This is a genomic window from Streptomyces niveiscabiei, assembly GCF_001419795.1.
Taxonomy (GTDB): Bacteria; Actinomycetota; Actinomycetes; order Streptomycetales; family Streptomycetaceae; genus Streptomyces; species Streptomyces niveiscabiei.
This window is the reverse complement of record NZ_LIRL01000869.1, coordinates 1-7,416: the sequence shown is the minus strand read 5'-3', so window position 1 is coordinate 7,416 and position 7,416 is coordinate 1. Positions and strand designations below refer to the sequence as shown.

General features: G+C 72.5%; 6 protein-coding genes and 3 pseudogenes. 1 reads left to right on the top strand and 8 read right to left on the bottom strand.

Annotated elements, in window-relative coordinates; genetic code table 11:
- The 8 genes and pseudogenes from AOK24_RS51565 to AOK24_RS35825 form a co-directional block, all read right to left on the bottom strand.
- Positions 1 to 235, bottom strand: a pseudogene (locus AOK24_RS51565) (hypothetical protein); the annotation flags it as partial.
- Between the two features lie 2 nt (positions 236 to 237).
- A pseudogene (locus AOK24_RS35855) lies at positions 238 to 920 on the bottom strand (DUF5682 family protein); the annotation flags it as partial.
- Positions 917 to 2,029, bottom strand: coding sequence for an ATP-binding protein (locus AOK24_RS35850; RefSeq protein ID WP_055724149.1), 1,113 nt, complete (start codon positions 2,027 to 2,029; stop codon positions 917 to 919). The pseudogene AOK24_RS35855 and the gene AOK24_RS35850, both read right to left, overlap by 4 nt.
- Positions 2,030 to 2,049: 20 nt before the next feature.
- Positions 2,050 to 3,429: a vWA domain-containing protein gene (locus AOK24_RS35845; protein WP_055724148.1), complete on the bottom strand. Its 1,380-nt coding sequence runs from the start codon at positions 3,427 to 3,429 to the stop codon at positions 2,050 to 2,052.
- The gene (locus AOK24_RS35840; protein WP_420876719.1) at positions 3,426 to 4,970 is read right to left on the bottom strand and encodes a hypothetical protein; all 1,545 of its coding nucleotides are present in this window, start codon (positions 4,968 to 4,970) and stop codon (positions 3,426 to 3,428) included. The genes AOK24_RS35845 and AOK24_RS35840 overlap by 4 nt, the downstream gene beginning before the upstream one ends.
- Positions 4,970 to 5,494 carry a hypothetical protein gene (locus tag AOK24_RS35835; protein WP_055724146.1) on the bottom strand — a complete coding sequence of 175 codons (525 nt, stop codon included), beginning with the start codon at positions 5,492 to 5,494 and terminating at the stop codon, positions 4,970 to 4,972. The genes AOK24_RS35840 and AOK24_RS35835 overlap by 1 nt, the downstream gene beginning before the upstream one ends.
- A gap of 126 nt (positions 5,495 to 5,620) precedes the next feature.
- Positions 5,621 to 5,959, bottom strand: coding sequence for a hypothetical protein (locus tag AOK24_RS35830; protein ID WP_055724145.1), 339 nt, complete (start codon positions 5,957 to 5,959; stop codon positions 5,621 to 5,623).
- A gap of 59 nt (positions 5,960 to 6,018) precedes the next feature.
- Positions 6,019 to 6,627, bottom strand: a complete 609-nt coding sequence (locus AOK24_RS35825) for a flavin reductase family protein (RefSeq protein WP_055724144.1) — start codon at positions 6,625 to 6,627, stop codon at positions 6,019 to 6,021.
- A 312-nt stretch (positions 6,628 to 6,939) separates the two neighbouring features.
- Between AOK24_RS35825 and AOK24_RS35820 the strand changes: the two are divergent.
- A pseudogene (locus AOK24_RS35820) lies at positions 6,940 to 7,416 on the top strand (hypothetical protein); the annotation flags it as partial.

Here is a 7,416-nt window from a genome sequence, read left to right as displayed (position 1 = left end):
TTCCCCGCCCCCGCCTGTCCCGCCAGCCGGTACGGCTTCACGCGGCTGCGTCTGAGGTTCTTCGCCCACTCCGTCGCCGCGATGGACACCGACCCGGACGCGAGCCCGAACTGTGCCTCGATCGCCGTATTGCTCGACGGGATCAGGCCGTGCCGCCACTTCGTGCCGCTGGGCGGCGTGATGGTGAACGTGTCGCTGCCGGCGATCCCGAACTCGGCGACGCGGCTGGCCGCGTNNTCGTGGTCGCCGTCGCCGAGGGGCACTTCGACGTACTGGTGCCACCACTCGGACCAGTGCCGCACCCGCCCGTGCCGCAGGAGGTGTTCCTCCAGCTCGCCGAACCGGGGCCGCAGATCGCCGATCTCGACGCCGACGGCGTCCCCGTGCAGGGCGGACTCCTCGTCGCCCGGCGCGGGTTCGGCGGCGCGCGGGGTCTCCCACTGGAAGACGTGGTCGGAGGAGCGGTCGACGAGGACGAGTTCGACGCCGGGCGTGTCGAGGGCGTAGGCGATGGCCTGGTACTCGGCGGACGCCTCGGTGATCGGGGCGACGACGGACAGGGGCGCCCAGTCGAGGGGGAAGCCCTCGATCTCGCCGGCGAACGCCTGGACGGCGACGGGGAGGCGGCAGTTGCGCAGCTCGGTGAGGAGCGGCGCCATGTCCTCGCACAACTCCAGGTAGATCACCCGGGGTTGCTTCTCGCGCAGGCGGCGGGCCATGGCGAGCGCGGAGGCCGGGGAGTGGTGGCAGACGGGGAAGATCTCCAGGGGTTCGCGTATCGCGCGGTCGACGTCGTCGACGATGCCGCGCAGGATGCCTTCGAGGGCGTCGGGGCCGTCGGCGAACGTCTGGGCGGCGTCGTCGAGTTGGGCGCGCAGCGCGTCGAAGGGGCCGTGGGTGTGCGGGGCGGGGCCGCTCATGACAGCGTCGCGATCGCCGCACGGCCGCCTTCGAGGAACTCCGGCCAGGAGCCGCCCTCTTCCTTGCCGCGCGGCTCGACGACGCCGTGCAGGTACTTGTTGAGGATCGCGAGGTCCTCGGGCGCGCGCCGGGCCAGCGAGCCGACGAGGGACGACGCCAGCGTGTGCGCGGTGAGGGCCTGTTGGCCGAAGAAGTTGCTGTGCAGGATCGCGTCCTCCAGGACGCCGATCTGCTCGGCGGTGGACAGCGCCGACTCCAGCTTCTCGTCGTCGCTCGCGGCGGCGGCCGAGGAGGCCCGCAGGTCGGCGAAGCTCTGGAGCAGGACGTCCAGCAGGGTGGGCGGGACGTCGAGTTCGATCTGGTGGCGCCGGAGGAGTTCCTCGGTGCGGAAGCGGACGATCTCCGCCTCGCTCTTCTTGTTCGTGACGACCGGGATGCGCACGAAGTTGAAGCGCCGCTTCAGCGCGGACGACAGGTCGTTGACGCCCCGGTCGCGGCTGTTGGCGGTGGCGATGACCGAGAAGCCGGGTTTCGCGAACACGATGTTGTCGCTGTCGAGTTCGGGTACGGAGATGTACTTCTCGGAGAGGATCGAGATCAGCGCGTCCTGGACGTCGCTGGTGGAGCGGGTCAGCTCCTCGACGCGGCCGATCGCGCCGGACTCCATCGCGGTCATGATCGGCGAGGGGATCATCGACTCGCGGGACTGTCCCTTGGCGATGACCTGGGAGACGTTCCACGAGTACTTGATGTGGTCCTCGGTGGTCCCGGCGGTGCCCTGGACGACGAGGGTGGAGTTGCGGCAGATCGCGGCGGCGAGGAGTTCGGCGAGCCAGCTCTTGCCGGTGCCGGGGTCGCCGATGAGCAGGAGGCCGCGGTCGGAGGCGAGGGTGACGATGGCCCGCTCGACGATGGCGCGGTCGCCGAACCACTTCTGGGAGATCTCGCGGTCCAGTCCGTCGGCGCGCTCGGAGCCGAGGACGAACAGGCGGATCATCTTGGGCGACAGGCGCCAGGTGAACGGCTTGGGGCTGTCGTCGACCGACTCCAGCCAGTCCAGTTCCTCGGCGTACTTGAGTTCGGCGGGGGCGCGCAACAGGTCGGACATGTGAGGGCCTTTCTGGCTGGTCAGGTGAGGAAGTTCTTGAGCTCGTGGACGAGCTTCTTGATGTGGCCGGAGATCACCGGCGTGCCCTGGTCCTTGAACTTGTCGCGGAACCAGGGGTTGACGCTGCCGCGCCCGGAGCTGGTCACCGAGCCGACGGGGATGAACTTGACGCCGGAGCGGTGCAGGGCGGCCATGCTCGCGAAGAGGGGTTCCTGGCGCCATTCGTAGAAGTCGGAGATCCACACGACGACCGTGTTGCGGGGCTCGGCGATCTTCGGCTGGGCGAGCGCCATCGCGACCGTGCCGTCGGTGCCCCCGCCGAGCTTCGTGCGCAGCAGCGTCTCGAACGGGTCGTGCACCCACGGGGTGAGGTCGAGGGCCTGGGTGTCGTACGCGATCAGGTGGACGTCGACCTTCGGCAGCCCGGCGAAGATCGAGGCGAGGATGGTGCAGTTGACCATCGAGTCGACCATGGAGCCCGACTGGTCCACGACGACGACGAGCCGCTGCGGTGTCGTCTTGCGGGCGGTCTGCTTGTAGTAGAGGCGGTCGACGTAGAGCCGCTCCTCCTCGGGGCTGTAGTTGGTGAGGTTCTTCCAGATCGTGCGGTCGAGGTCGAGGTTGCGGAAGACGCGCTTGGGCGGGACCGAGCGGTCGATCGCGCCGACGGTCGCCTTCTCGACCTGGGTGCGCAGCACTTCGGCGACCTCGTCGACGAACCGGCGGATCAGCGCCTTGGCGTTGGCGAGGGCGACGCCGTCGAGGTTGTTCTTGTCGCGCAGGAGCTGCTCGATCAGCGACATGCTGGGGGTGAGCTGGGAGGCGAGCTTCGGGTCGGCGAGGACTTCGCGCAGGTGCATGCGGCTGACCAGGTCGGCTTCCAGCGCGCCGAGTTCCGGGCCGATCGGCGGGATCAGGCGGCTCAGATCGGGGTCGGGGCCGCCGAACCCCGTGCCGGTCGGGCTGACGCCCCGGCGTCCCGCGCGCAGGTCGCCGGGGTCGCAGCCGAAGGCGCGCTCCAGCCAGCCGGCGTCCGCCTGCCAGCGCGCCAGCTGCCCGGCGTCGACAGCTCCGGAGCCGGTCGCGAACACGTTCAGCAGGACCTTCGACACCAGCGCCGCGCGCCGTACCTCGGCCGCCCGGTCGCGCTCCCCGTCGGGCTCGCCGGCGAGCATCAGGCCGTCGAACTCCTCGGCCAGCGCGGGGTGCCGCTGCACGACCGAGTCGACCGAGGCGCGCGGGTCCAGGAGCGCGGGCGGCAGTCCGATGTCCTCGACGACGGCGAGGCTCGCGGACTCCAGCGCGGGCCGCTCCTCCGGGTCGAAGAGCCGGGCGAGCAGCCGCCAGTACAGGACCTGCCGCCGGTTGTCGTACGCCTCTTCGGCGATCTCCGCGCTCATTTCCTCAGCAGCCTTCCCGCGCGCTCGCGCAGCACGGCCACGGCGTCGGTCGCCGCCTTCTCCGCCTTCACGCCCGCCTTGTCAGTGGTCCCCCCGGCCCACGCGCCCGCGTGCAGCGCGACGGGTTTCCTCCGTACGAGGGTCTCGACGGCCAGCGGCTGCACGGCGAACCGTCCGCCGTCCCACCGCAGCAGCCCGATGCAGGCGCCGGACGAGGCCACGACGTCCGGGGTCAGCGGGCCCGCGACGGGGATACGGTCGGCGTCCACCGCAAGGGGCTGCCCGGCGAGGACGAACACGCCCTCCTGGGCGGTGTAGCCCTCCAGGAGGACCGGTACGGCGAGCTGTGCGGGGTGCCGGTCCAGGGGTGCCGTCGGGGCGGTCAGCGCGGTGGGCAGGGCGACCCGCGCGGTGGTGAACGCGTCCGCCGGTTCCCCCGGGCGCGCGTGGGCGTCGTCCCACAGGAGGTCGCCCTCGCCGGTGACCGGCATCCCGTCCAGCTCCATCGCGCGGCCCTCGCCGAGCGCCGCCAGCAGCGCCATGTGCGGTCGCAGCAGCTGCCACACGCCCGCGCCGACGACCGTGTCGGGCTTCGGCGCGGAGACGCTCGCGCGCACCAGCCGGGGCGCTCCGCCGCCGGCCGGTTCGAACACCGCGTGCACCTGGGCCTGTACGGCGGTGGCGTGCTCGTGGAGGTCGACGCCGAGCGGCAGCAGCCGTCCGGTGGCCGTCCCGGGCGGCGCGACCGGCGCGTCGGCCCCGGGGACGCCGAGCAGCATCCCGCGCGCCCACAGGTCGCCCCAGCGCCGCGCCGGGATCCTCTCCAGGGCCGTACCCGGGCAGGAGGCGGCGAGTTCGGCGGTGAACCCGTCGAGGAGGGCGGCGAGGCGGCGCACGGACGGTTCCGCGAGGAGCGCGGAGACGACCGGGGCGGCACCGGCGATCAGCTCGTGGTCGATGCCCTGCCAGCCGGCGCGGGCGAGGTCGGTGAGCCATGTGCGGGCGGCGGCGCGGAGGTTGGTGGTGTCGGGGGCCGCCTCGTGCGTGGGGGCGGGGCTGTCGGTGTCGGGTGCTGCCGCGTGCGCGGAGCTCCGGTCTTCGTCGCCGGAGGCTCCGGAAACGGCGGCTCGCTCGCCGGTGAGGGGCTCGGCGTCGCTACCGGGGGTATGCCCGGCGGCGATGTCCGCCCCGCCGTCAACAGCCGTCAGCGCCGCGCCGGTTGTGCCGGTCGGCCGTCCCACCGCTTCGGCGATCCGTTCCGCCAGCGCGTCGTGTGCCGCCCCCAGCAGGGCCGTCCGGGCTGCCGCGAGGGCGAGGAAGTGGTCCTCGGCTGCGGTGCCTGCGGCGGCCTTCTCGGTGGCCTCGGCGACGCGGGTGGCGAGGGGGCTGGCGGCGAGCGCGTCCGCGAGGACGGTCAGGTCGGCGGCCTGGGCGGGGCGGGGGCGCAGGAGGCCCGCCGTGAGGGCGCGGTCCAGGGCGTCGACGGCGGCCAGGGCCTCGGCCAGGCCCTCGACCGGTTCGGTCAGGGTGTCGGCTCGCATCAGGCGGCCTCCGCCCGGGTCGGCGGGAACCACTGCATCTCCGGCAAGGGGGCGGTGGTGGGGGCGAGTTCGAGGTAGGCGAGGTGGCGCAGGAAGCGGCTGAACACGGCCGCGGCGGCCTTGGCCGGGTCCGGCGCGGGGTTCATGCCGGTCATGACGGCGGTCAGCGCGCCCGCGTCGGCGGCGCCGTCGGCGTCCACGCGCAGGTAGCGGGCGACGCGCTCAGCGCCGTACTGGAGCACCGCTTCGGTGACCAGCGCGCGGATGTGGTTGCAGAACGAGCCCCGCGCGCCGCCGCAGGGGCGGTTGTTGTTGGTGCTGCACCCGTACGCGTACGTCCCCGCCGCGATCGACGAGACGTAGACCCGGCCGATGTCCGAGCCGCTGGAGACGACGCCCTGGAGGCGGCCGTCGGCCAGTTCGACGAAGGGGACCTTGGCGAGTTTGCGGGGCCGGGCGGGCGCGAGCACCCGCGCGGTGCTCGACCGCTCCCATACCGGGACGTTCTCCGAATCCGACGACACATCAGCTCCTTCGCAGCACAAGGGATGTCTTCCGCCAGACCGGCGTGACATCGATCAAGCTATCGGCCGCCACTGACAACGCCCCCCGGATCGGGGGGCGTCGCAGGTCAGGAGCTTGTGCGGGGGTCAGCCGCGGGTTCGCGCACGGGCCGACCAGAGGCCCGCGGCGAGCAGTCCCGCCACGGCCACCGCGGCCGTCGTACGGCGCCGCGAGCGCCAGGCGAGGACCTCGCCCGTGGAGTTCGCGGACAGGGCCGAGCCGACGCTCAGCCAGGAGCCGGCGGACAGGACGGACGCGGAGGAGCCGATGGAGCCGACCGAGAGGAAACTCCCGACGGATCCGATGGACAGCGCGCTGCCCACGGACCCGATCGAGAGGAACGAGTTCACCGAGCCGATCGACAGGGCCGAGTTCTTCGACCGGAACGAGTGCCAGGAGCCGTCTGCGAGGTCACGGGTCGTCATGAGGTGATCCTGTCAGAGGAGTCGGCCCCCCGGCGGGCACCTCGGAGGCCACCCCGGCGTCAGTTCTTCGGCCGGTCCCGGTACGCGACGCGCGACAGTTCGCGGATCTCGCCCAGCAGGCCCCACTCGTCGCGGCCGAGTCGGGCCAGGGGGCGCAGTCGGCGGATGTCCGGGTGGCCGTCGACCAGCACGGAGTCGTCGATCGCGGCATGGACGACCTCGCCCAGGACGAGGGTGGAGTTGCCGATGCCGACAGTCGTGTGGAGGCGGCACTCCAGGGCGACCGGGGAGGCCGCGACACGGGGCGGTTTGACCTTGAGGGACGGCTCCTGCCCGATGCCGACCGCCTCGAACTCGCCCTCCCCGGACGGGAAGTCGGTCGCGGTCTCGTTGATCTGCCCGAAGAGCGGTTCCGGGGCGAGGTTCACGACGAACTCGCGGGTCGCCTCGACGTTGCGGAGGGTGTCCTTGCGGCCCACGGAGGTGAACTGGATCACCGGCGGGTCGGTGGAGGCGACGCTGAAGAACGAGTGCGGGGCCAGGTTGGCCGTCGCGCCGTCGGCCGTCAGGGTCGAGACCCAGGCGATCGGCCGGGGGACGACGACGGCGGTGAGCAGCCGGTAGAAGGCCGCGGTGCCCAGGGAGCCGGGCGAGTAGTCGACACGCATGACTGCAAGTTGTATCCCGCAAGCATCGGGAAGCACGCATCCTGTTCCCCAAGAGTCGGCAACTCACTCCCCACATGGGGGTGTTACCGCCGGTCACACGCCTGAAAGAGACGAAGGTCACGACTACGTATCGGACATTTAACGCTTCAATCTTCACGCCAGCCACACAAGTTGGCTAAGTTGACCGCCGGGCCGCACGACCGACTCCGGCGAACCGCCGGGCCGCGCGGCCTCCGCCGAATCCGGGGCGACCCGGCGGGGCGGGGCCGGCCGTCTCGGCGGCAGGCTGTGCACGGAAGGAGTGCGTCCTCCATGGCGACGGACCGAGGCCAGGGCCCCGCGGGTGCCGGACAACGCTCCGACTCCTCCCGTCTCGGGGACGGCCCCGCGCCCAGCAGGTCCGAGATCCAGCAGGCCGTCACCTCGCTCTACAACCGCGCCGAGACCGACAGCGGCACCTTCAACGCGACCCGCGCGATGTCGCTGCGCAGCAGCCGCAGCGGCGGTTCGGGAGCCCCTCGCGGGGGCGCGCGCAGGCCCTCGGCGCCCGAGACGGACGCGGTCGCCCGGCAGCTCTTCGACGTCGCCCGCAACTCGCTCGGCCCGACCATCCCCGCCGTCCTCCCGCGCGACCGCGCGAGCGGCCGTCCAGGGCGCCCCGGGAAGTCGGACGGCATGCCGACCATCCAGGAGCTCGAAGCGGCCCTGGAGCGCAAACAGGAGCTCGCCGCGGGCCGTTCGGCGCCCGCGCTCCCCCCTGGCCAGTCCGGGCAGGGCGCCCCCGCGCTC

Coding starts and splice junctions, on each gene's coding strand:
- AOK24_RS35850 (WP_055724149.1), bottom strand. CDS start 2,029: ATGTCCGACCTGTTGCGCGCCCCCGCCGAACTCAAGTACGCCGAGGAA.
- AOK24_RS35845 (WP_055724148.1), bottom strand. CDS start 3,429: ATGAGCGCGGAGATCGCCGAAGAGGCGTACGACAACCGGCGGCAGGTC.
- AOK24_RS35840 (WP_420876719.1), bottom strand. CDS start 4,970: ATGCGAGCCGACACCCTGACCGAACCGGTCGAGGGCCTGGCCGAGGCC.
- AOK24_RS35830 (WP_055724145.1), bottom strand. CDS start 5,959: ATGACGACCCGTGACCTCGCAGACGGCTCCTGGCACTCGTTCCGGTCG.
- AOK24_RS35825 (WP_055724144.1), bottom strand. CDS start 6,627: ATGCGTGTCGACTACTCGCCCGGCTCCCTGGGCACCGCGGCCTTCTAC.